22 protein-coding genes are annotated in these 22,464 nt (G+C 72.3%); 9 read left to right on the forward strand and 13 right to left on the reverse strand.

All coding sequences use genetic code 11. The annotated features are described in order from the left end of the window. Window positions 1-40 precede the first annotated feature (40 nt). On the forward strand, window positions 41-463 hold the full coding sequence (locus AC067M_RS12630; RefSeq protein WP_478697006.1) for a PPOX class F420-dependent oxidoreductase: 423 nt from the start codon (window positions 41-43) through the stop codon (window positions 461-463). 166 nt (window positions 464-629) lie between these two features. On the opposite strand, the gene AC067M_RS12635 is transcribed toward AC067M_RS12630, so the two are convergent. The 4 genes from AC067M_RS12635 to AC067M_RS12650 all read right to left on the reverse strand — a co-directional run bounded on the left by AC067M_RS12635 (window position 630) and on the right by AC067M_RS12650 (window position 3,040). Next, window positions 630-815 carry a DUF1272 domain-containing protein gene (locus AC067M_RS12635; protein ID WP_478697007.1) on the reverse strand — a complete coding sequence of 62 codons (186 nt, stop codon included), beginning with the start codon at window positions 813-815 and terminating at the stop codon, window positions 630-632. A gap of 126 nt (window positions 816-941) precedes the next feature. Next, a complete protein-coding gene (locus AC067M_RS12640; protein WP_478697008.1) occupies window positions 942-1,850 on the reverse strand; it encodes a phosphotriesterase family protein in 909 nt (302 codons plus the stop codon). Beyond that, a complete protein-coding gene (locus tag AC067M_RS12645) occupies window positions 1,847-2,431 on the reverse strand; it encodes a DUF4865 family protein (RefSeq protein WP_478697009.1) in 585 nt (194 codons plus the stop codon). Before AC067M_RS12645 ends, AC067M_RS12640 begins: the two co-directional genes overlap by 4 nt. Window positions 2,432-2,461: 30 nt before the next feature. Then, entirely contained in the window at window positions 2,462-3,040 is a 579-nt protein-coding gene (locus AC067M_RS12650) for a TetR/AcrR family transcriptional regulator (protein WP_478697010.1), read from the reverse strand. Window positions 3,041-3,176: 136 nt separating this feature from the next. Between AC067M_RS12650 and AC067M_RS12655 the strand changes: the two genes are divergently transcribed. From AC067M_RS12655 to AC067M_RS12665, 3 genes are read left to right on the forward strand one after another with little or no spacing between them, the layout of a single operon-like run. Beyond that, window positions 3,177-3,464: an SHOCT domain-containing protein gene (locus tag AC067M_RS12655; RefSeq protein ID WP_478697011.1), complete on the forward strand. Its 288-nt coding sequence runs from the start codon at window positions 3,177-3,179 to the stop codon at window positions 3,462-3,464. Then, entirely contained in the window at window positions 3,461-4,207 is a 747-nt protein-coding gene (locus tag AC067M_RS12660) for an ABC transporter ATP-binding protein (RefSeq protein WP_478697012.1), read from the forward strand. Before AC067M_RS12655 ends, AC067M_RS12660 begins: the two co-directional genes overlap by 4 nt. After that, window positions 4,204-6,765 (forward strand): ABC transporter permease, encoded by a 2,562-nt coding sequence (locus tag AC067M_RS12665; protein WP_478697013.1) that lies wholly within the window; start codon window positions 4,204-4,206, stop codon window positions 6,763-6,765. The genes AC067M_RS12660 and AC067M_RS12665 overlap by 4 nt, the downstream gene beginning before the upstream one ends. Window positions 6,766-6,811: 46 nt before the next feature. Here AC067M_RS12665 and AC067M_RS12670 read toward each other — a convergent pair whose 3' ends face one another. Then, the gene (locus AC067M_RS12670; RefSeq protein WP_478697014.1) at window positions 6,812-7,351 is read right to left on the reverse strand and encodes an ATP-binding protein; all 540 of its coding nucleotides are present in this window, start codon (window positions 7,349-7,351) and stop codon (window positions 6,812-6,814) included. Between the two features lie 214 nt (window positions 7,352-7,565). Next, window positions 7,566-7,889 carry a hypothetical protein gene (locus AC067M_RS12675; protein WP_133929813.1) on the reverse strand — a complete coding sequence of 108 codons (324 nt, stop codon included), beginning with the start codon at window positions 7,887-7,889 and terminating at the stop codon, window positions 7,566-7,568. Window positions 7,890-8,194: 305 nt separating this feature from the next. Between AC067M_RS12675 and cds1 the strand changes: the two genes are divergently transcribed. Continuing rightward, a complete protein-coding gene (gene cds1, locus AC067M_RS12680) occupies window positions 8,195-9,319 on the forward strand; it encodes an L-cysteine desulfhydrase Cds1 (protein WP_478697015.1) in 1,125 nt (374 codons plus the stop codon). Window positions 9,320-9,434: 115 nt separating this feature from the next. Here cds1 and AC067M_RS12685 read toward each other — a convergent pair whose 3' ends face one another. Beyond that, complete coding sequence (locus AC067M_RS12685) at window positions 9,435-9,905, reverse strand: SRPBCC family protein (RefSeq protein ID WP_478697016.1); 471 nt, start codon at window positions 9,903-9,905, stop codon at window positions 9,435-9,437. Window positions 9,906-9,954: 49 nt separating this feature from the next. Beyond that, window positions 9,955-10,785, reverse strand: coding sequence for a DeoR/GlpR family DNA-binding transcription regulator (locus AC067M_RS12690; protein ID WP_478697017.1), 831 nt, complete (start codon window positions 10,783-10,785; stop codon window positions 9,955-9,957). 275 nt (window positions 10,786-11,060) lie between these two features. Between AC067M_RS12690 and AC067M_RS12695 the strand changes: the two genes are divergently transcribed. Beyond that, window positions 11,061-13,526 (forward strand): hypothetical protein, encoded by a 2,466-nt coding sequence (locus tag AC067M_RS12695; protein WP_478697018.1) that lies wholly within the window; start codon window positions 11,061-11,063, stop codon window positions 13,524-13,526. 114 nt (window positions 13,527-13,640) lie between these two features. Next, entirely contained in the window at window positions 13,641-14,006 is a 366-nt protein-coding gene (locus tag AC067M_RS12700) for a hypothetical protein (RefSeq protein ID WP_478697019.1), read from the forward strand. Window positions 14,007-14,017: 11 nt separating this feature from the next. On the opposite strand, the gene AC067M_RS12705 is transcribed toward AC067M_RS12700, so the two are convergent. The 4 genes from AC067M_RS12705 to AC067M_RS12720 all read right to left on the reverse strand — a co-directional run bounded on the left by AC067M_RS12705 (window position 14,018) and on the right by AC067M_RS12720 (window position 18,732). Continuing rightward, a complete protein-coding gene (locus AC067M_RS12705) occupies window positions 14,018-16,453 on the reverse strand; it encodes a right-handed parallel beta-helix repeat-containing protein (RefSeq protein WP_478697020.1) in 2,436 nt (811 codons plus the stop codon). A gap of 159 nt (window positions 16,454-16,612) precedes the next feature. Further along, window positions 16,613-17,218 carry an Rv1733c family protein gene (locus tag AC067M_RS12710; RefSeq protein ID WP_478697021.1) on the reverse strand — a complete coding sequence of 202 codons (606 nt, stop codon included), beginning with the start codon at window positions 17,216-17,218 and terminating at the stop codon, window positions 16,613-16,615. 215 nt (window positions 17,219-17,433) lie between these two features. After that, window positions 17,434-18,258 carry an MOSC domain-containing protein gene (locus AC067M_RS12715; protein ID WP_478697022.1) on the reverse strand — a complete coding sequence of 275 codons (825 nt, stop codon included), beginning with the start codon at window positions 18,256-18,258 and terminating at the stop codon, window positions 17,434-17,436. A gap of 42 nt (window positions 18,259-18,300) precedes the next feature. Next, window positions 18,301-18,732: a DUF6643 family protein gene (locus tag AC067M_RS12720; protein WP_478697023.1), complete on the reverse strand. Its 432-nt coding sequence runs from the start codon at window positions 18,730-18,732 to the stop codon at window positions 18,301-18,303. Window positions 18,733-19,032: 300 nt separating this feature from the next. On the opposite strand from AC067M_RS12720, the gene AC067M_RS12725 reads away from it, so the two are divergent. Then, a complete protein-coding gene (locus AC067M_RS12725; protein WP_478697112.1) occupies window positions 19,033-20,346 on the forward strand; it encodes a TerD family protein in 1,314 nt (437 codons plus the stop codon). Between the two features lie 20 nt (window positions 20,347-20,366). On the opposite strand, the gene AC067M_RS12730 is transcribed toward AC067M_RS12725, so the two are convergent. After that, the gene (locus AC067M_RS12730) at window positions 20,367-21,617 is read right to left on the reverse strand and encodes a glycosyltransferase (RefSeq protein ID WP_478697024.1); all 1,251 of its coding nucleotides are present in this window, start codon (window positions 21,615-21,617) and stop codon (window positions 20,367-20,369) included. A 39-nt stretch (window positions 21,618-21,656) separates the two neighbouring features. On the opposite strand from AC067M_RS12730, the gene AC067M_RS12735 reads away from it, so the two are divergent. Continuing rightward, window positions 21,657-22,442 (forward strand): glutamate racemase, encoded by a 786-nt coding sequence (locus AC067M_RS12735; protein WP_478697025.1) that lies wholly within the window; start codon window positions 21,657-21,659, stop codon window positions 22,440-22,442. The last annotated feature ends 22 nt before the right edge of the window (window positions 22,443-22,464 follow it).

Raw genomic sequence — 22,464 nt, forward strand, 5'->3', positions numbered from 1 at the left:
GCGTGACCCGTCGCACCGCACGGATCAGAAGGAGCCACGCATGTCCAAGCCCCCGCTGCCCCCGGAGGCCGACGCCTTGCTGCGCCGACCCAACCCCTGCGTCATGGCAACCCTGCGCTCGGACGGCACGCCCGTCTCCACCCCCACCTGGTACGTGTGGGCGGACGGGCGGGTGCTGATCAACCTCGACGAGGGCCGGGTGCGCCTCAGGCATCTGCGGCGGGACCCGCGCGTGACCCTCACCGTGCTCGACGGGGACGACTGGTACACGCACGTCACGCTCATCGGACGCGTCGTCGACCTGTACGAGGACGAGGGCCTGGTCGACATCGACCGCCTCGCCACGCACTACACCCGCAAGCCCTACCCGGAGCGGGCCCGCTCCCGCGTCAGCGCCTGGATCGAGGTGGAGCGCTGGCACGGCTGGGGCGAACTGAAGGACAGCGACCAGGCGTCGATCTGACCCCCAGCGGTCGCCAGGCGTCCGTGTCCCCCCAGCGGTCGCCAGGCGTCCGTGTCCCCCCAGCCGTCGCCAGGCGTCCGTATGCCCCCCAGCGGTCGCCAGGTGTCCGTGTGACCCTGCCCGGTGGTCTCGTCAGGCGTCGATGTGATCCTGCCCGGCGACGCCGTCAGGCCCCCACCGCACGCCGTGGCCTGGCCACCAGCTCGCCGCCGCAGTTGGGGCAGACGCCCCGCATGGCCTCGCCGCACGGCACGCAGAAGGTGCACTCGTAGGAGCAGATGAGGGCCGCCGCGTCGTGCGGCAGGGCCGCCGTCGTGCAGCGCTCACACGTGTCGCGCATCTCCAGTGCCATCGTCCCGCAGCTCCTCACCCTCGGCTCCTTCGCGGCCCGTCCTGCCCATCCTCCCCGCGCGCGTGGAGTGTGACAGTGCTCCGGCGGGACAGGGGCCGACATGATCGGGCCACGCCCGGACCTGTCTCAGCGCCACTCCACGGCGAACGCCCGGCCGGGGTTCTCCGTCAGGATGCGCGCCACCAGCTCCTCGCCCACGGCTGACGCGAGCCGGGGCGCCACCCGGCGTAGCAGGTACGGCATGCCAGGACCGCCGTTGACCGAGCGCCCCGCGTCGGTCGTCGTGTCGCCGCCGAGCAGCAGCCGGTCGCCGAAGCCGGCGTCGGCGAGGGCTCGTACCGCGTCCGGCATCCGCCAGTCCGTGGCGTGGTGGGCGCGCGACGGCCCGTCGAAGGCGAGGTAACAGCCCGCGTCCGCGGCCTGCCGGTGCACGGTGAGGTCGGGGGAGCGGTTCAGGTGGCCGAGGATCACCCGGTACGGTGGCACGCCCAACTCCCCGCAGAGCAGGTCGAGTACGTCGAGTGCGCCGGTGCCGTGTTCCAGATGGACGCCGATGGGCGCGCCCGTCGCACGGTGGGCCTCGGCCGCCGCGGTCATCGTCCAGCGAGCGTGCGCGTCCAGCGCGTGGAAGCCGCCCGCGACCTTGATCAGCCCCGCGCGGACCTCCGATGCGCCGATGCCCTCCGTCAGTTCGGAGACGAACACCTCGGCGAGCCTCCCGCGCAGCTCCTCGATCACCGCGTCGTCGTATTGAGCGCGCTGGTGCAGTCCGGTGGCGGCCACGACGTGCACCCCGCTGTCCCGGGACAGCGGCGGCAGATCGGCGGCGCGCCGCCCCATCCCGTACGGAGTCCACTGCACCACCGTGCCGCCGCCCTGCGCGCGGAACGCGGCCAGTTCCGCCCGTGCCGCGGACACCTTCCGCAGTTCCTGCCCGGGCAGTCGGGGGCTGCTCAGGAACAGGTGGTCGTGGGCGTTGCAGACGCCCAACTGGTCGCCGGGCACGTCCCCGAGCACCGTACGGACCGCGCTCACCACTGGCGCCCCCGAGGAAGCCGGTCGAGACCGGGAGCCGAAAGGTGCAGGACCTGGAAGACGTCACCGTCGGCCTTGGGGCTGTCGTGCTCCCAGAGTGAGAAGTGGACGAGCTCCCACGCACGGCTGTCCACGGCGGCCGCCGTGAGTACGGCGCCGTCCTCCCGCGCCAGCCGCCCGACCTCGTCCACCGCCTCCGCCATGACCTCCGACAGCGTCACCCCGTCCGGCACCCGCTCCCGCCGCCGAACCGCGACCCGCGCGGGAGAGCCGACGGCGCCGCCCTCCTCGTACGCCAGCCCCGTCCATTGCTGCACCGAGGGACGCCCGAAGTCGTCGCTGAGCCCCTGGAAGGGGCCTCCCCACAGGAAAGTGTTCATGCCCTCGACGGTGTTCCACAGGTAGAACGGCGCGTACTGGTTGACAGGTGAGCTGTGCACCCCGCGCTCACGCAACAGATACGCCTTGAGACCCAGCCCCTCCCAGTCGTCGAGCAGATGCCCGATGCGGGACACGCGGGCGCGGATGATCCCCGTGTCGTAGTCGGCGGGCAGCGTGAGCTCGTACTGCATGGCGTGCATCGGGTGCCTCCTCGGGCGGAATGTGCGTCGTCACGCGGCGGGTGGGGTCAGCAGCGAGAGCAGCCCGCGGATGCCGGTGTCGAAGAGGGCCGGTGAACCGGCCGCGCGGGCCAGGACGTAACCGCCCTGAAGGGTCGCGAGGATCGTCGCGGCCACTTCCTCGCCGTCGAGCTCCGGCGCGAACTCGCCCTGCTCCTTGCCCTCTTCGACGAGACCGGCGAGCCGCTCGCGGACCCAGTCGAGCGTCTCGTCGACGGGAGCGCGCAACTCGTCGCTCGCGACGATGTCCGGATCCATCGTCAGCCGCCCCACGGGGCAGCCGCGCAGCACGTCCCGCTCGCGCAGGAGATACGCCCGGATGCGCTCCGACGGCGTCCCCGGCCCGTCGAGCAGCCGCTCGACGAGGGCCCGCATCTCCTCGGCCGTGCGCGTGATCGCGGCCAGGGCGAGATCGGGCTTGCCCTTGAAGTGGTGGTACATGCTGCCCTGTCCGGCGCCGGCGCGCTCCAGGATCGCCTTGGGGCTGGTGCCCACGTAACCGCGCTCCCAGAGCAGCTCGCGGGTGGACTCGATCAGTCGGTCCGAGGTGCTCATGGGAGCACTGTACATACTAGTAGTTACAGAAGTCGAGGTACTCCCTGGGAGGTACGCGCACTGTCGCTGGCCGTACGACGACCCGGAGCCCTCTCCCGAGCCAGTCTCGAAGCACACCGAAAACCGAGAACCCTCAGGGAGATGAACCGACATGCAGACCCTCGCGCACTGGGACGGCGGCCCCGGCCCCTGGATCCTCTTCCTTCCGCTGATCTGGGCCGCCGTCGTGATCGGCGTCGTCACCGTCCTGCGCCGCACCGTGGGGCGCGGCCGCCGCGGACCGTGGCACGCCATGGGCGACACCCGCCCGTCCGGCGACTCGCCGCTCGCCGTGCTCGGCCGCCGTTTCGCCTCCGGCGAGATCGACGAGGACGAGTACTGGCGCCGGCTGTCGGTGCTGGACGAGCAGTTCGGCCGGACGAAGGGCGGCGCGCTGTGACCACCACCGCCCTGCGGACCGCCGCCCGGGTCGTCGACGCCGTGAAGGTGTACGGCGTCGGCGACACCGCCGTCCGGGCCCTGGACGGGGTGGACGTGGCCTTCCCGGCAGGACGCTTCACCGCGATCATGGGGCCCTCGGGCTCCGGCAAGTCGACCTTGATGCACTGCGCGGCCGGACTGGACACCCTGACCTCGGGCGCCGCGTACATCGGCGACACCGACCTGAGCAGCCTCGACGACCGCCGTCTCACGCTCCTGCGCCGCGACCGCGTCGGCTTCGTCTTCCAGGCGTTCAACCTGGTGCCCACGCTGACCGTCGCGGAGAACATCCGGCTGCCGTTGGACCTGGCCGGGAGCAGGGGCGACCCGGAGTGGACCGACGCGCTGATCGACGTCGTCGGCCTGCGCGACCGGCTCCACCACCGCCCCTCCGAGCTCTCCGGCGGACAGCAGCAGCGCGTCGCCGTGGCCCGGGCGTTCGCCGGCCGCCCGGACGTGGTCTTCGCCGACGAGCCGACCGGCAACCTCGACTCCCGCTCCGGCGAGGAGGTGCTCGGCCTCCTCGGCCGCGCCGTGCGCCACATGAACCGCACGGTCGTCATGGTCACCCACGACCCGGTGGCCGCCGCCCACGCCGACGAGGTCGTCTTCCTGGCCGACGGGCGCCTGGTCGACCGTATGGAATCGCCGACGGCCGAGACGGTCCTGGACCGCATGAAAGCCTTCGAGGTGCCGTCATGAACGCCTCCGTCCGCCTGAGCCTGTCCTCCCTGCGCGCCCACAGGCGTCGCTTCGCCGGTACGTTCCTCGCGGTCTTCCTCGGGGTCGCGTTCCTGGCCGGGACGCTCGTCATGGGCGACACGCTGCGCGCCGGCTTCGACACCATGTTCGGCAAGGCGGCCGGCGGCACGGACGCCGTCGTCCGCGGCGCCGACACCATCACAACGCCGGGCGAGAGCCAGGGCGTGCGCCGACCGGTCGACGCCGACCTGGTGAACACCGTCGAGAAGGTCCCCGGCGTCGCGGCCGCCGCCCCCGACATCCAGGGGGCGGGCCAACTCGTGGGCGCGAACGGCAAGCCCATAGGCGGCCAGGGCCCTCCCACCCTGGCCGGCAACTGGATCACCGACCCCGAGCTCAACCCGTACCGCCTCGCCGAGGGCCGCGCCCCCGAGCGGTCGGGCGAGGTGGTCGTCAACCGCGGCACCGCCGAGAAGGGCGGCCTGCGCCTCGGCGACACCACCACGCTGCGCACCCCGGACCCCGTCCGGGTGACGATCGTCGGCCTCGCGACCTTCGGTGGCGAGGCCGGCATGGCCCAGGTGACGTACACCGGCATGACCCGCGCCGACGCCGAGCGGTACCTCACCGCACGGCCCGGCGAGGCGGCGAGCATCCAGGTGCGGGCCGGACCCGGTGTGAGCCAGCGGGAACTCGTCGACCGGCTGACGCCCGTACTGCCCAAGGGAGTCGAGGCGATCACCGGTCAGGAGTCGGCCGAGGAGAACACCGACATGATCTCCAGCCAGTTCCTGACCCTGTTCACCACCTTCCTGCTCGTGTTCTCCGGCATCGCCCTGCTGGTCGCGACCTTCTCCATCCACAACACCTTCGCGATCGTCGTCGCCCAGCGCACCCGCGAGAACGCCCTGCTGCGCGCGCTCGGCGCCTCCCGCCGCCAGGTCACCGCGTCGACCCTCGTCGAGGCGAGCGTCGTCGCCGTCACCGCGTCCGCCGCCGGGCTGGCGGGCGGCATCGGCATCGCAGCCGGACTCCAGGCGCTGTTCCCGGCCATCGGCTTCCCCTTCCCCGAGGGCGCGCTGGTCGTCGGAGCACTGTCGATGGCCCTGCCGCTCGCGGTCGGCGTCACGGTCTGCCTCGGCTCCGCGCTGCTGCCCGCCGTACGCGCCGGACGTACCGCTCCGCTGGCCGCGCTGCGCGAGACGGCCATCGACACGTCGGGCGCTTCCCGGTTTCGCGCGGTCACCGGCACGGGCCTGGCCGCCCTCGCGGTGGCCGTGACCCTCACCGGCGTCCTGGTCACCCCCTCCCTGTGGCTGGCGGGTACCGGCGCCGTCCTCGCCCTGATCGCGTTCGTCGTCCTCGGCCCGGTCGCCTCCACCACGGCCGTACGGATCCTCGGCGGCCCCCTCGACCGACTGCGCGGCGTCACCGGCGCCCTAGCCCGGCGCAACGCGCTGCGCAGCCCCAAGCGGACGGCCGCCACCGCGAGCGCCCTGATGATCGGTGTGGCCGTGGTGTCCCTGTTCACCGTGTTCGGCGCCTCGCTCAAGGCCACCATGGACCAGACGGTGTCGCGGTCCTTCGCGGGCGACGTCGCCGTCAGCACCCCCTCCTTCGGGGCGGGCGGCAGCGGCCTCAGCCCGAGACTCGCGGGTGCCGTCCAGCGCCTTCCCGAGGTCGACACCGCCGTCGGACTCGGGCGCGGCGTCGCCGAGGTCGACGGCAAGGGACGGGCGCTGACCGTCACCGACCCGGTCGCGCTGGAGCGCACCTTCGACCTCAGCACGGTCGACGGCTCCCTGCGTGACCTCGGAACCGACGGCATCGCGCTCACCGAGAAGGAGGCCGCCAAGCAGAGTCTCAAGCCCGGCGCCACCGCCCGGCTCACCTTCACCGACGGCACGACGGCGCCGTTCACCGTCCGCGCGGTCTACGGCCGGTCCGAACTCGCCGGCGACTACGTCATCACGCGCGCCGCCTGGGCCCCGCACCGCACCCAGGACTCCGACACCCTCCTCGCCGTGTCCTTCGAGGACGGCGTGAGCACGGACGCGGGCAAGGCCGCTGTGGAGAAGGTCGCCCGGCAGTACGGCAACCCGGAGGTGCAGACCCGCGACGAGTACGCCCAGTCCTCGGCGGCAGGGATCGACATGATGCTGACCCTGGTCTACGCGCTGCTCGCGCTCGCGGTCCTCATCGCGCTGCTCGGCATCGCCAACACGCTGACGCTGGCCGTGCACGAACGCACCCGCGAACTCGGTCTGCTGCGGGCCGTCGGCCAGACCCGGTCCCAGCTGCGGGCCATGGTCCGCTGGGAGTCGGTCCTGGTCGCCGCCTTCGGTACGTCGGGCGGACTCGTCCTTGGTGCCTTCCTCGGCTGGGTGCTGGTCTCCGCCTCCGACGGGGCGAGCGACAGTGCCTTCGCCTTCGCGCTACCGCCCGCGCGACTCGCGGTGGTGGCCCTGGTGGGCCTCGCGGCCGGCACCCTGGCGGGTCTGCGCCCGGCCCGGCGCGCGGCCCGTCTGAACGTGCTGCGGGCCATCGCCACGGAGTGAGCGGCCCCCAGCGAACGAGGGCACCGAAAGGGTGGTCACCGCCCGGTCAGCCGGCAACGGCGGACCGGGCGGGAGCGTGTGCGGGCCTGCGGCCGTCCGTCGCGAGCTCGACCTCGACCTCCGCGAACCTGCGCGCGGACTTCTCCCCGACCGGCCGGCGCAGCACGAGCGCGGGCTGGGCCGGCGCGGGCAGGGCCGTGGGAAGGGTGAACCACACGACCTTGCCCGACTCGCCGTCCGGCCGCGCGCCCCAGCTCTCGCTGACCGCCGCCACCATGGCCAGGCCGCGCCCGCATGTCGCGAGCGAGTCGGCGTCCTCCACCACGGGGAGACGGGGATCGTGGTCGCGCACCGAGACCATCAGCCGGTCGAGCAGCAGCTCCATCTCCACGGTGCACGTCTTGTCGGGCTGGGCGTGCCGGTGGACGTTGCTCAGCAACTCCGTCACACCGAGCGTGGCTCGGTCGATCAGGGCGTCCAAATGCCAGTAGCGCAACTGCGCCGATACGATTCTGCGGACCTGGCCGATCCGCGACGGCAGGGCCTGGAGCTCCACCGTGCAGTGCCTGCTTGGGTTGGTGATCACGGCTGCGACTCCCCGACGTGAGGTCCGGAAGAACACGGAGTTCGGATCGAATCCAGCAGGGCGTCTGCGCGAGGCGGCCGCCTGCTGTCGTGGCCGGCGGGCTGGTTCGCAGCGTTATCGCCGGTAAACCCAGAGTGACGTGTGACCAGCGTGACGGAGGGGGTGCGATACCGCAACTCGCGTCCGGATCCTTTCGCGCCCCCGTCGCCCCCGCTCAGCCCCCGCGGCCGGCCGCCCTGCGCACGGCCTCGATGAACCGGCGGGCCGCCGGCGGCCCCGGCTCGCCCGGGGCGGGGTCGTGGTCACCCAGAGTCAGGAGGTAGCGCTTGCCGTTGAGGTCCGCCAGGGCCCGGTCGTCCGCGGCGAACCAGGGCTTCGAGGCACGCACCGCCTGCACCGGCGCGCTGTCGATCTCGCTGCCGTAGCTCGTGAGCAGCTCCAGCCGGCCGTCGCTGATGCGGACCTGCCCGGCCCGGGTGAGCGAGCGCAGTCTCTTCCCGATGCGCACGCCCGTGGCCCTGAACTCCGGCTCTGCCATGCCGTTCCGCCCCCTTGTACAGTCCCTTGCGGTCTTTCCACGTACGGTGTCCGTCCGTCGTGCAGTCTGCCCGCGTACGGAGTCGAGCACCAGTACGCACGACACGCACAAGGGGGCGCCTGAAGCACTCGGCGAGTGCGCCCCCACGCCAGCGTGCCACCGGGGGGCGCACACCTGTACCCAGGGCTGTCTTTGAGGGCCCCAAAGCAACGTTTATGCAGGTGAGAAGCGTGCGGAAGGTGATTATGATCGGTGGCACAAGGCCGCGCGACCCCCCGTCGGCGCGCACCGTAAGGAGCCCCGCCGTGAGCACCCCCCAGCAGACCCGGACCGGCGCGACCCTCGACGTCGACCACAGCGACTCCGCCTACCGCGCGTGGCTGAAAGAGGCCGTCCGCAAGGTCCAGGCCGACGCCAACCGCTCGGCCGACACCCACCTGCTGCGGTTCCCGCTGCCGGAGCGGTGGGGCATCGACCTGTATCTGAAGGACGAGTCCACCCACCCCACCGGCAGCCTCAAGCACCGCCTCGCCCGCTCCCTCTTCCTCTACGGCCTGTGCAACGGCTGGATCCGGCCGGGCCGCCCGGTGATCGAGGCGTCCAGCGGCTCCACCGCGGTCTCCGAGGCGTACTTCGCCAAACTGATCGGCGTGCCCTTCATCGCCGTCATGCCGCGCACCACGAGCGCGGAGAAGGTCCGCCTCATCGAGTTCCACGGCGCGCAATGTCACTTCGTGGACGACCCCCGATCGATGTACGAGGAGTCCGCCCGCCTCGCGGCCGAGACCGGCGGCCACTACATGGACCAGTTCACCTACGCCGAACGTGCCACCGACTGGCGTGGCAACAACAACATCGCCGAGTCGATCTTCCGCCAGCTGCGCCTGGAGCGGTTCCCCGAGCCCGCGTGGATCGTCGCCACCGCCGGAACAGGCGGCACCTCCGCGACCCTCGCGCGCTACGTCCACTACATGCAGCACGACACCCGCATCTGTGTCGCCGACCCGGAGAACTCCTGCTTCTTCGAGGGCTGGACCACCGGCGACCCGGACGTCACCTGTGACTGCGGCTCACGCATCGAGGGCATCGGCCGGCCGCGCATGGAACCCAGCTTCGTACCGGGCGCCGTCGACCGGATGATGAAGGTGCCCGACGCGGCCAGCGTCGCCGCCGTACGGGCCCTGGAGCGGGCCATCGGCCGCAAGGCCGGCGGCTCCACCGGCACCGGGCTGTGGAGCGCCCTGAAGATCGTCGCCGAGATGGTGGCCGACGGCCGCCAGGGCAGCGTGGTCACCCTCCTGTGCGACCCGGGCGACCGCTACCTCGACAAGTACTACTCCGACACCTGGCTCGCGGACCAGGGCCTCGACATCACGCCGTACACCGAGGCGATCGAGTCTCTGCTGGCTACGGGAGTGTGGCCGCAGTGACGCGTGCCGGGACGACGAGCCGGCGTACGGCTCGCCTGTCACCAACGTGCTGCCACACCGCACTCGGCGGCCAGCCACCCATCACCCGCGTCAACAACCCTGCGGGTCAATACACCTAGACGGTGAGCCGGCGCTCCAAGGCCGTCACCGCGTCGCGGAACGCGCGGCCGAGTCCGGCGCGGGCCAGCCGCAGGGTGAGGCGGAACGGGGCCGGGCCGTCGGCTGCGAACGTCCACCGTACGCGCGTACCGGTCCCGGTCGGCGTGAGCCGCCACTCCTCGACCAGGGCGCGGGGCCCCGGCGCGGTCGTGGCGTCCATGCGGTAGACGTACACCTCGGGCTCCTTGGCCAGGAGGATCGTCTCCTCGAGGCGGACACCGCCCCTGAGCCGTATCTCCCGTCCCGCGCCGCCATCGGTCGGACGCGCACGTTCCACCGCCGAGAACCACTCGGCCCAGCCCGGCACGTCCTCGGCGAGCGCGGGGAAGACCGCCTCGGGCGCCGCCGCGATCTCTCTGGTGAACACCAGGCGCAGGGGAGCGGTGTCGACGAAGTCGAGCCCGACCGGGCGCAGACGACGAGCCATGGGCGACGTCCCCCTTCGTGGAGTGGGCGTCACCCTAGCTGGCACACCGTCAGATGTCTGCACCCTCTTCCGCCTCGCCGGCCACCATCAGCCGCCGCAGATGATCCGAGATCTCGGAACGCGCCTCGGCGGGCAGCCCCGCGTCGGTCACCAGCGTGTCGACCTGGTCCAGCGCCGCGAACGAACTCAGGCCCACCACACCCCACTTGGTGTGGTCGGCGACCACGACCACCCGCCGCGCCGAGTGCACAAGGCGCCGGTTGGTCTCGGCCTCCGCGAGGTTCGGCGTGGACAGACCGGCCTCCACCGATATGCCGTGCACACCGAGGAACAGCAGGTCGAAGTGGAGTGCCGCGATCGCCTGGTCGGCGACCGGCCCCACCAGCGAATCGGACGGGGTGCGCACCCCGCCGGTCAGCACCACCGTCGCCGCGCCCTGCCGCGGCCCCGACGTGCGCTGTGCCGCGTGGAAGACGTCGGCGACCCGCACCGAGTTGGTGACGACCGTGAGATCCGGAACCTCCACCAGCTGATGGGCCAGCGCGAACGTCGTCGTACCACCCGACAGCGCGATCGCACTGCCCGGCGACACCAGCTCCGCCGCGGTCCGCGCGATGTCCTCCTTGGCCGTCAGCTCCAGGCCCGACTTGGCCTCGAACCCCGGCTCGTGCGTGCTCGCCTCCACGATCGGCACCGCACCGCCGTGCACCTTCTCCAGGACGCCCTGGCGGGCCAGCGCGTCGAGGTCACGGCGGACCGTCATGTCCGACACGCCCAGTTTGCGCGTCAGCTCGTTGACGCGGACGCCACCACGGCGCCGGACCTCGTCCAGGATCAGGGCGCGGCGCTGCTCCGCGAGGAGGTTCTGATTCTCGCTCACGTACGCTCCGGTTCCTTTCGCCTCAAGCCGTCCGACGGGCCTGCCCACCTGCTCCGACGAGGACATTCTCCCCATCCCCGGTGTGCGGGCGTCCCATCCTTGCACGGGATGGCGCGGACGGTACCACCACCCCGTAGGGCGTCTGTCACCGAGCGCGCCCCGCGAACTCGGGTCACACGGATCGGGGAGATTCGGTGACAGGGGGTGTGCATCGCCCCCGGAACGGACATCCTGGTGCCCGCACAGGCACATGTCGACGGCGTGTCACGGGGGAAGTGCGAACAGTGGAACGTGCCTCAGCAACCTCATCGACCTCAGACAGCAGAGCCGCCCTGGAACTCCTGGTCCATGGAGTCGGCGGCGCCACACCCGAGAAGATGCTCAACGATCCGCGCACCGTGCGGATCACCGGCGACGACACGGCGGCCATCTTCCGGCGCGCCGACGACGTCGACGCGGACAACGGAACCGACGAACAGCGCACCGCGCCGGTGCCCGAGGCCTACGTCTGGTGCAACCTCACCTCCGGCAACGGCACCCGCGCCCTGTGGCTGTTGCTGCTGCCTTTCATGGTGGTCAACCTCGCCCACTGGATGCGCCCCGCCGCCCACGACCGGGTGCGGACGGTGCGGCTGTACGGCCTGCTGGTACGGCTCGCCGGGCTGACGCTCACGGTGCTGCTCGTCGCGGCGGCCTGCGAGGTAGCCCTCGACCTGACGGCCTGGCAGTGCGCGGGCACACCCGCGTGCGCCGCACGCCACTCCTGGCTCGGCTTCCTCTCGCCCGACGCCTCGAACGGCGGCTGGTGGAGCCGGCCCGGCCGCCGACTCGCCCTCGCGGCCCTGCTGCCCACCGCCCTGACCGGACTGCTGTGGTACCTCTCCCACCGCACCTGGCGCGCGTACGAGTCCCAGGAACCCATGGACCCCGCCGCCGAGCCCGAGAAGGAGACCGGCCGCACCGCATTGAACCGCCCCGGATTCTGGTACGGGCGCCGACTGGTCGCCCGGCTGCGCGCGGCGCACACCGCCGCCGGTCTGCTGACCGTGGCCGCCGCGGTCGGCACCGCGGCCGCACGCTTCGACCGCGAGCCCGGCGGTCCGGTGGTCCTCGAGGTGCTCGGCCGACTGCTCGAGGCGGCTCTCGGTGCCGGCGTGATCGTCGTGCTGTGGGTGGTCTGCCGCCGCGGCCGCAGCGAGAAACGCCTCGACCGGGAACCCGACACGCGCCTCGCGCGCTTCCTGCCGCTCGGCGCCCTCGGCCTGCTCGTCCTCACCCTGGTGTACGCCGGCTGGGAGCGACCGGGCTGGACCTCGACCGGACGACTGCAGGGCGACATGACCTTCGGGACCATCGCGCTGGGCCAGGGCGCGCTGGTGATCGCCCTCGCCGTGGTCGCGCACGTCCTCCACCGCGCCCTCCCCGACCGGCGCGCCGCGATGCGTGGCCTGGCCGGACCCGCCGTCGCCATGCTGGCCTGCGCCCTCGGCGGAGTGATGTCCGGCGGGGTCTCCCAGCGAGTCTCCGACTGGCTGGACGGCACCCATGCCACCCTCGACGGCCCCCCGGTCCTGCTCACCTGGCAGGCGTCGGTGATCCCCGTACTGCTCCTCGTGCTGCTCGTCCTCTGCGCCCGCCTCGGCCACAGTGCCTGGCGCCTGGCCCGGGCCGATTACGAGGCGGTGCGACGCGACTCCCAGGAGCAGAGCGAGGACGTGGCCGCGGAGAAGACGGATGACGCGGCCGGGGAGGCGGCCGGGGAGGAGAAGGAGGACGGGGCCCGGCCGAAGACCGGGGAGGCGGCCGGGGAGAAGACAGAGGACGCCGCTGGTGAGAAGACCGAAGACGGGGCCCGCACCCGCCGCATCGCCCGCGCTCGCGCCATGGCCACCCTCACCGACCAGGCGCCCCTCCTCGTGGCGGTCACCTCCACCGCGACCCTGCTCCTGGGTGCCGGCGCAGTCGTCGGCGCCCTCGGGACGAAGGAGACACCCGGCGGGGCCGCCACGCACGCGTACGCCTTCGTCCGGGGCGCCGCCGAGACCGCGCAGGCGCTGGGCTCCTGGCTGATAGGGCTCGGCTTCATCCTCTTCGTCACCTGGGGCAGGCGTGCCTACAAGGACCCCTCAGCGCGGCGCACCATCGGCATCCTCTGGGACGTCGGCACCTTCTGGCCCCGCGCCGCCCACCCCTTCGCCCCGCCGTGCTACGCCGAGCGCGCGGTTCCCGACCTGACCTGGCGGATGGCCACCTGGACGCAGACCACCCGCGGACGCCTGGTGATCTCCGGCCACTCCCAGGGCAGCGTCCTTGCGGCCGCCGCGGCCTGGCAGCTGCAACCGTCCGTCCGCAAACGTGTCGCGCTCCTCACCTATGGCTCCCCGATCGAGCGCCTGTACGGCCGCTGGTTCCCGGCCCACTTCGGCCCGGACGCGCTCGCCGCCCTGCACCGCGACGTCGACTGCTGGCGCAACCTGTACCGCCTCACCGACCCCATCGGCGGCCCCGTACGCCTGCCCGGCGACTGCGGCCCCGCGGTGGACCGCGGTCCCCTCAAGGACCCGATCGCCGACGGCCGCACCCCGGAACACCCGCTGCCCGCGCCGCTCCTCGGCCACTCCGACTACCAGGCCGACCCCGCCTTCGCCGAGGAACGCGAGCTGCTGCTGGGCCGACTGCGCCCGGAGGTGCCCGTCCAGCGGCTGGAGGCGTGCCACCAGGACTTCGAACAGACGGTGTGAGCACTGCATGCCACCATGTGCGTGCCGGCGAACCGAAGGGAGGGGGCGGCGCGTGCTGGGGTTCCTGAAGGCGTTGTCCGAGTGGGTGCTGTGCGCGAGCGTCGTCGTGGTCCCGTGGACGCTCTACGGGGTGCGCAAGGACGCGAGTTCCGGCGCACCCGCCGCCGCACCACCGCGGTCGTGGAGGAGCGGGTTTTCAAACCCGGGGCGTCCCGGCCCTCCGCGGTCGTCGTCAACTTCACCACCGAGGACGGTCGCACCTGCACCGGCAACGTGCTCGTGGGCACGAACGGCCCCATGATCCAGGTGGGGGACCCACTGGACGTGTACTACTCGTCCACGAGCCCCCTGCGGATGAAGACCGCCTCCTCCCAGGAGCGGGTTCGAGCCCCCCGTCGGTACGCGGAACTCCTGGTCCTCGCCGTACCCGCGACCGCCGCCGCCCTCGGGTACGTCCTGGACCGGTTTCTGTCCACCTGAACACCGGCACCTCAGGGCAGCTCCGGCAGGTCCTCCGCGTACAGCAGTGTCAGGTCGTCCGTGCTGGGCTCGTCGAGCTGGGCGACGCGGCTGGCGTGGCGTTCCACCATTGCCTCGAAGGTCTGGCGGGCGGTGCGGCCGTTGCCGAAGGCTGGGCCCTTCGGGATCGCCGTGAAGTACTTGAGCAGGCCCTCCGACGCGCCCGGCGCCAGCCGGTACTCGTGCTCCTCGGCCTGCTGCTCCACGATCCGCAGCAGCTCCTCGGGGCCGTAGTCGCTGAAGGTGATGGTCCGGGAGAAGCGGGACGCCACACCCGGGTTGACGGAAAGGAAGCGCTCCATCTCGGCCGTGTAGCCAGCGACGATCACCACCACCGCGTCCCGGTGGTCCTCCATCAGCTTCACCAGCGTGTCGATGGCCTCCTTGCCGAAGTCCCGGCCCGAGTCCTCCGGGGACAACGCGTACGCCTCGTCGATGAACAGCACGCCCCCGCGCGCCTTGTCGAAGGCCTCCTGGGTGCGGATCGCGGTGGAGCCGATGTGCTCGCCGACCAGGTCGACGCGGGACACCTCGACGAGATGACCCTGCTCCAGCACGCCGAGCGAGGCGAGGATCTCGCCGTACAGGCGCGCGACCGTCGTCTTTCCGGTGCCCGGGGAGCCAGTGAACACCAGGTGGCGCTTGACGGAGGCTGCCTTGAGGCCCGCCTGCTGGCGGCGCCGGCCCACCTCGATCATGTCCGTGAGGGCGCGCACCTCGCGCTTGACGCTGTCCAGGCCGACCAGTGCGTCGAGTTCACCGAGCACTGCCTTCGAGGTCCGTGCCGACCGCTGAGGCTCCGCGGCCGGCTGCGACTGCGGGGCGTCGACACGCTGCTCGGGGATGGCACCGAGCAGCCCGGCGGACTGACCCACCGTCTGTACGGAGGTCTCCCGTGCCGTCGGCTGCCTCAGGGCCGCGCTCTCGTCGCTCGTGCAGTCCTCGACCACGGGCCCCGTGTCGGGCCCCGCGTCCGAACCGCCGTCCGCGAACTCGTACCCACCGCGCGCGCACCGCTCCGTACGGCACTTGCGCAGCGTCGTACGGCAGCCGTCGATCACATGGAAGCCGTAGCCCCCGCTGCCCGTCACCCGGCAGTTCAGGAAGCTGCCGCGGCCCCCGGCCGACACGTAGAAACCGGCCTCGGCGGGGGAGTCGACCGTGCAGCGCTCGACGGTGGGGTCGGCGCCCTTGGTGACGATCACACCGGTCTGGGTGCCGTCCAGCGTGCAGTTGTTGAGGGTGCCGCCGCTGCCGTGGTCACGGAACCAGGCGCCCGTCGCCGCGTCCCGGATCCGGCAGTCGTCGAGCTGCGCGGTCGCGCCGTCGCTCACCGACACCGCCGTGTTACGCACCTGGGAGAGGTCACTGTCGACGACGTCCGCGCGCGAGCCGCGGTCGAGGACGAACAACGCGTCCGGCACGTCGTGCACCCGGCAGGAGTCCAGGACCGCCGTGGCGCCGTCGCTGACCCACACGGCCGGGTAGTCGCCCGTGCTGTCGAAGATCTCGCACTGGTTGGCGTCCACGCGCGTGCCGGGGTCCCACACCGACAGGCCGTTGCGCCCGAACTGACGCACCGTCGTGCGCGTCAGCGTCAGCACGGAGCGCGAGCGCAGGTCGACCGCGTTCTCCGGGATGTCGTGGATGTGACAGTCCGCCAGCGTGAGCACGGCGTCCGTGTCGAGCGTGACACCGTCGGCGGTCGTACGGTGCACATCGCAGTCGGTGAGGTGCGCGGTGGCCCGCCCGGTGATCTGGACGCCGCTGCCCCGCACCTCGTACACCTCGCAACCGACGGCCTCCAGCGCGGAGTTGTCGCCGGTCGCGGTCAGTCCGGAGCCGGAGGCGTGGTGCACCCGGCAGCGCTCCAGCCGGGGACGGGCGCCGCCGCGTACCGCGACCCCCGCCTGGGCCGCCGCGACGACCTCGCACTCCTCGAACACGCCGCCCCCGCCGTCGACCACGGCGATGCCGATGCCTGCCGGGTTGTCGACGGTGCAACGCCGCACGGTCGGGCGAGCGCTCCCGCGCACCTCGATCCCGGCCGACGAGCGGGTGACGATCCGCAGGTCCGTCAGCTCCGGTGTGCCCTCCTCGACGAGCAGCGCGGGCGCGGCGGCGTCCTGCCCCTCCACATGCAGGTCCTGCACCACCGCCGAGGCGCGCACCGTCAACGGCACCCCGTCCACGGGGGCGATCCGGACCGAACCCGGAGAACCCTCGGGGCCGCGCAGCGTCACCGACCGCTGGACGACGAGGTTCTCCCGGTAGGTACCGGGAGCGATGGTGAGCACGTCACCCTCGGCCGCGGCCTCCAGGGCGGCGGCGAGCGATGCGTACTCACCCGTGCGGCGCCGCCACCTCGATGTGCCGGTGTGCGTCACCTGGACCGTGCCCTGTGCCATGGCGTTGCTGTGCCCCCACCTCGTCGTACTGCCGGCTCGTTCGCCTTCGGGGGCTACAGCGCCCCTACGGCTCCCTCACGCGCGGGTTGATGCCGAAGAGTTCGGCCGGACCACCGTAGCGTGCGCGCGGGTGGTGGGTTGACCGGAGCCGGAAGGCCGTCAGCAGCCCGTGCCGGTCCTGCCCCAGTCCGGGCCCGCCCGGTCCCATGCCTGGTCCCAACGGGCGTACCGGCGACGGACCATGCGCCAGACCATCAGCCGTCTGCCGGCCTCGACGAGGCCCGCGGTCAACAGAGCGGCGCCCACACCGGCGAGGACGGCGTGCGTGGTCGCCGTCGCGGAGTCCAGCGGACGGGCCACCACGGTGCCGTGCTCGTCCGTCCATATCTCGAAGTGGTCGCCGGGATGCGGGGCCTTGAGGTCCGCCATGGCCGTGGCTTGATGCCGGGTGCCGTCAGGGGCGATCCAGTCGGCAAATACCTGGGAGCGCGCCTCCCGTCCGGTGGAGGTCTCGGGGTCGGCCTCCAGCGGGGAGCGGTCCAGCTTCCGCAGCACGGTGGCCGTGACCAGATGGCGCGACTGGCGTTGGTCCTTGACCGACTGCTGCAGCGCGTCCTCGGCGACGGCGCCGACGACGAAACCGATCACGGGCGTGACGAGGAGGACCAGCAGCAGGGCCGCCAGGGCCAGCCATGCCTCGACCAGATCGGTCGTGCGGCGCAGCGGATTGTGCCGCCAACGCCAGAGCCCGCTGATTGCTCGCACCGTCCCGCACCCCCTTTCCCGCTCCGTGATAACCCCTCGCGGAGCCGTTCACGCGCTCGCCCGGTCAAAGAGAGAGGGAAATCACCTGAGGCCGGGCGTCTCATGAACTTCTCACGAAGATTCCAACGGCCGGGCCCCGGCCAGTGGTTCCCGCCCACCGCAGGATCCCGTCCGCCGCTGGATCCCGTTGCTCCCCGTCCGCGGGCGGTCCCCGCCTACGCGAGGACCGTCACAGGATCGCCGACCCGGATCGTGCCACGGTCGAGGGGCACCAGGTTCTGACCGAACACCAGCTTGCCGTCGATGAGGCGGTGCCGGCCCAGGGTGCGCAGGGGCTCCTTGCCGCGTTCCGCGGTGTCCTGGTCGGTCGTTGTCACCACGCACCGGCCGCACATCTTGGCGACACGGAAGGCGACCTCGCCGATGGAGACGCGCGACCAGCCGTCCTCGGCCCAGGCGTCCGTACCCGACACGACCACGTTCGGCCGGAAGCGGTTCATCGGCAGCGGGCCCTCGCCCGCGTGGTCACCCTGAGCGATCCGGGAGTTGAGGGCGTCGAGCGAGGCGGTGGTGGTGAGCAGCAGCGGGTAGCCGTCCGCGAACGAGACGGTCTCGCCCGGCAGCGCGTAGTCGGGGTCGACCGCGCGGCACGTGGCGGGATCGACCATGTGCACGAGACGTACGTCGGTCCCCAGATAGGCGCTGCACCAGGCGTGCGCGGCGTCGTCGGCGAGGACGCCCTCCACCTTGTCCCGGAAGATCTCCACCGTCGTCGTGCCGAGCGGCCGCGGCACGTCCACGGTCAACGGCTCCAGGCCGGGCGCGGACAGACGAAGGCCGCCGCCGGGCAGAAGCTCGGCGGCGGCCAGCGCGAGGCGCGGTTGCTGGCGTTGCGTGACGACCTTTCCCCCGTCGTCGATCAGCGCCCAGCGTCGGTCTCCGGTCAGCCCCCAGGGCTCCACGACGGCCTCCCGGGGCGCCAGGCCCCGGAACGCCTTGACCGGATGAACATGAATCGACAGCAGCTGTGCGTTCCCCATGGAGTCATCCTGCCAGGTGGCACGGACAACCCGGAGAACGGTTCAGTAGCCCCTGTACGACTGCTGGTTGTACGGATCCTGTTGCGGGGTCGGGCCGGGGCGGGGAGCCGCGGGGCGCATGGCCTCGTAGCCCGTGCCCGGCATGCCCGGCCGAGGCTGCTGTGCCTGCGGACCGGGGTAACCACGCGGCGCGCCGGCCTGCTGCGGGATGTACGCCGCGGGCGCCTGCTGCAGCGGAGCCGGCTGAGGCGCCTGCGGGTAGCCGTAGGAGGGCTGCGACGGGCCCGAGGGGAGGGCGGGCAGCGCCGACGGGAGCGCGGGCAGGCTGCTGCCGCTCGTGTCGTACGCGGCGGGGACCCGGATCGGGGCGATCTGCGGGGTACCCCGCTCGGCCACGAGCGAGTCGTAGATCGGGGTGTCCGGGAAGGAGGCGGAGTAGTAGCCGCCGCCATAGGTGGAGCGGGGGGAGGTCATGGCACATAAGTTAAGCCCACGATGTGCTGGTTGGGGAGACCGATAAGAGTGTTGTTTTCCGTGTCGGCGGTGACGTGCGCCCCCTAATGTGAGCGAACATGGAAAAAAGGGACGACGCAGAATGTTGTGATCCGGTAAAGGCCGAGTTCCAGGGGGGTTACCCGCGGGTCGCACACCCTGTCGCCGCGCTCCCATGGGAGTTCGACGGCGCGCGCAATAGGTTGGCCGGGTACGGAACGCGAGGGACGGCCGGAACTCCGCCGGCATGGACGGTGACAGGTGATGGGGGCAGACATGTCGATGCCTAAGGGGTCGAACGTTCCGGTGCCGACCACGGCACTACGGGTGGAACTGGGCTGGGGTTCGGGACCAGGTGTCCCGGACGTGGACGCCTCGGCCCTGCTGCTGGTGGCCGGAAAGGTCCGTTCCGACGGGGACTTCGTCTTCTACAACCAATCCACCCACTCCTCCGGCGCTGTGCGCCACGAGGGCAAGCGCGACGCCGGCGGCCGGGTGACCGACACGCTCCTCGTCGACCTCGCGCGCGTGGAGCCCGCGATCGAGACCGTGGTCCTGGCCACCTCCGCCGACGGGGGCTCGTTCGGACAGGTGCAGGGCCTCTACATCGAGGTCAGGGACGCCGCCCAGGGAACCGTCGCCGCTCGCTTCGACAGCACCGGCGCAACCGTCGAAACCGCTTTCGTGCTCGGCGAGTTCTACCGTCGTCAGGGCGCCTGGAAGTTCCGTGCCGTCGGCCAGGGCTACAGCAGTGGACTCGAGGGACTGGCCACGGACTTCGGCATCACGGTCGACGAGCCCCAGCACACGGCACCGGCCCCCGCCGCGCCGGTCGCGCCCCTGGTCACCACGCCGCCACCCGTCGCGCCTCCCGTGACCATGCCCGCGCCGCCCGTCACCGTGCCCCCGCCGGTCCACAACGCCCCGCCTCCACCGTCGGCACCGCCCACAGCGCCCGTGAGCCTGAGCAAGGTCACGCTCACCAAGGCCGCCCCCTCGGTCTCGCTGACCAAGCAGGGCGGCACGTCCGGCGCCCTGCGCGTGAACCTCAACTGGGAGGTGCGCAAACAGTTCTCAGGGTGGGGCAGCAAGCGTGGCAGGGCGGTCGCGCTCCACGCCGACCTCGACCTCGACCTGTGCGCCCTCTTCGAGCTCGCCGACGGCCGCAAGGGTGTCGTACAGTCCCTCGGCAACGCCTTCGGGGCCCTGCACCAGCCGCCGTACATCCACCTCGACGGCGACGACCGCACGGGTGCCGTGTCCAGCGGCGAGAACCTCACCGTCAACCTCGACCACATCCGTGACTTCCGGCGCATCCTCGTCTTCGTGACGATCTACGAAGGCGCCCGTTCCTTCGCCGACCTGCACGCCACGGTCACGCTCCAGCCGCAGTACGGCGCGGCCATCGACTTCTCCCTGGACGAGTGCACAGTCCCCTCGACGGTGTGCGCGCTCGCGCTCCTCACCAACACCGGCGGCGACCTCGTCGTCCAGCGCGAGGCCCGCTACCTGGTGCCCGAGCGCGGGGTGAGCCCGCAGCGGACGGTCGACTACGCGTACGGATGGGGGATGAACTGGACTCCCGGAAGGAAGTGACGCGGGCCCGGCGACGACGGTCAGCCCTCGTCGGGCACGACGTCCGGGCGGGCGTAGGTGCGGCCCTTCCAGGCCGCACCGCGCCCCCGGTGGTGCTGCACCGCGGAGTCGACCGTCATCAGGAGGTACAGGAACGCGGTGAACGGCAGCAGCGGGGCGAGCCACAGCGGCTGGCGGTAATAGAGGAGCATCGGTACGTACGTCCCCGCCATCACCAGCCACGCCAGGGCACCCGGCACCGCCGCGGCCGGGTTCCCCGCGACCAGGCCCACGACGACGGCCACGGGCGGCACCAGGTACACCAACGCGAGCCCGGCCACTGTGCCGGCCAGCAGGAGAAGGCTGTGCCGCAGTTGCGCGTAGGCGCTGCGCGAGACCATCCGCCACAGGTCGTGCAGGCGCGGATAGGGGCGCACACTGTCGACCCGCTCGGCCAGCCCCAGCCAGATGTGCCCCCCGCCGCCCTTCACGGCACGCGCCAGTGCCACGTCGTCGATGACCGCGTGCCGGATGGCGTCCGGGATCCGCGCCCGCTCGGCGGTGTCGGCGCGCAGCAGGACACAGCCGCCAGCAGCGGCCGCCGTCCGGGTCCCCCGCCTGCCGATCCGACGGAACGGATACAACTGCGCGAAGAAGTAGACGAACGCCGGCACCACGAGCCGCTCCCACAGGCTCTCCACCCGCAGCCGGGCCATCTGCGAGACGACGTCGAATCCGCCGGAGCGCGCCGCGGCCACCAGCCCGCGCAGGCTGTCGGGCGCGTGCGCGATGTCGGCGTCGGTGAGCAGGAGGTACTCGGGGTCACGCGGGCGTGCCAGCCCGATGCCGTGGCGCACCGCCCACAGTTTCCCGGTCCAGCCCGCGGGCGGCTCGCCGGGCGAGCTCACCGTGAGGGGCAGCCCGCCATGCCGCCGGGCCAGCTCACGCGCGAGCTCCCCGGTGCCGTCCGTACTGCCGTCGTCGACGAGCAGGACCTCCGCCCGGCCCGGGTAGTCCTGGGCGAGCAGTGACGGCAGACTCGACGACAGGACGGCGGCCTCGTCGCGCGCGGGGACGACGACGCAGACGGAGGGCCATTCCGGCTGATCACTCGGAGGGGCGCTGGGGGAAGGATCACCGACGGGCGGATCACCCGGCGACGGATCGCCGAGAGGCGGCAATCGCACGTCCGTACGCCAGAAGAAGCCCTGGCAGAGCAGCAACCACAGCCATGCGCCGAGTGACGCGGCGGCGATCCACACGAAGGCGCTCACCCGCGCAGTCTGCCCCACCCGGCTGGTCCGTTGGGGGACATCGTCTATCGTGGCCGGGTGAAGATCGCGCTCATGGACTCCGGAATCGGGCTGCTGGCGGCCACCGCCGCGGTACGGCGCCTGCGACCCGACGCGGATCTCGTGCTCTCCCTGGACCCCGACGGCATGCCCTGGGGGCCGCGTACCCCGCAGGACCTCACCGAACGCGCCGTGGCCGTCGCCGAGGCCGCCGCCGCTCACGGCCCGGACGCGCTCATCGTGGGCTGCAACACCGCGACCGTGCACGCCCTGCCCACCCTGCGCGCCCACCTGGAACCCGCCATCCCGGTGATCGGCACCGTCCCGGCGATCAAGCCGGCCGCGGCCGGCGGTGGCCCCGTCGCGATCTGGGCCACGCCCGCCACCACCGGCAGCCCCTACCAGAAGGCGCTCATCCGGGACTTCGCCGACGGCGTGGACGTCGCCGAAGTGCCGTGCTGGGGCCTCGCCGAGGCCGTGGAGCACGCGGACGAGGCGGCCATCGACGAGGCCGTCACGGCGGCCGCCGCCCTGACCCCCGAGGATGTAACGACCGTCGTCCTGGGCTGCACCCATTACGAGCTGGTCGCCGAGCGCATCCGCGCGGCCGTGCAGCGTCCCGGGCTGCCTCCGCTCGTCCTGCACGGCTCCGCCGGGGCGGTCGCCGCGCAGGCGCTGCGCCGGATCGGTTCCGGCCCGGCACCGGAGGCGACTCCCCTCGGTACGGTGACGGTGCTGCTGAGCGGTCGCGAGGGCGCGCTGCCCGAGCCCGCCCTGGCCTACGAGGAAGGCCGGATCCTGCAGGCGGTCATTCCGGCTCCCTGACCCACGGACACCAGGGGACACG

Source organism: Streptomyces sp. NPDC043427 (assembly GCF_056436655.1).